Below are 734 nucleotides of genomic sequence, written 5' to 3' on the forward strand. Positions count from 1 at the left end.
ATTTCATCTTGACGCTGAAGCTGCGGGGCTTCCGCAAGATTGTGGCTGCCGAGGAAAAAGCTCTTCCCAACAGCACCGCACTCATCGCGCAACTGCGCCGTTCGATTGCTGCGGCGGGAGCCGCGAACCTCTCCTAAAGCGAGGGCTGCGTTTGGGACCCAAATCAGTTGGTGCTCATTCACCATGCTGGCTGGGAAGGAGGCCAGCATGGATGGGCAAGCCCTACCTCTCGGGTGTCAAACGCCATCCGGAACTGCCCCCTTTGCGTCATGAAGAACTGCCCCCACCATCGGGATTATGATCTCGGTTGAAGGTTGTTTCCGCCGGTGACGGGCCGGAGGGAGGCGGAGCCGACCGGAGGGCCGTCACCGGCGGTCGGCGTTTTGATGAGACCGCTCTTGCGCTTGGCTCGGAGCCGGTAGCTGTCGCCGCGGATCGTCAGCACGTGGCTGTGGTGCAAGAGCCGGTCGAGGATCGCGGTGGCGACCACGGGATCGGCGAACACGGTGCCCCATTCGGCAACACTGCGGTTCGAGGTGATCAGCATGGCGCCAGTTTCATAGCGCCTACTGACCAGTTGGAAGAACAGATGCGCCGCGTCAGGTTCCAGCGGCAGGTAGCCGAGCTCGTCGACGATCAGCAGCTTTGGCTTCGACAGCGCGAGCTGTTTCTCATCCAGACGCCGTTCGCCATGCGCCTTGGCAAGGCCTGCGACCAGTGTCGTCGCCGTGGTG

The 734-nt window shown here is 62.5% G+C and carries 1 protein-coding gene; it reads right to left on the reverse strand.

All coding sequences use genetic code 11. The annotated features are described in order from the left end of the window. Positions 1–295: 295 nt before the first annotated feature. A partial coding sequence (locus tag AACY08_RS27705; protein ID WP_339472298.1) for an ATP-binding protein occupies positions 296–734 on the reverse strand: 439 nt, incomplete at its 5' end.

It is taken from the genome of Pseudomonas sp. EL_65y_Pfl1_R83 (genome assembly GCF_963970695.1).
Classification (GTDB): Bacteria; Pseudomonadota; Gammaproteobacteria; order Pseudomonadales; family Pseudomonadaceae; genus Aquipseudomonas; species Aquipseudomonas tritici.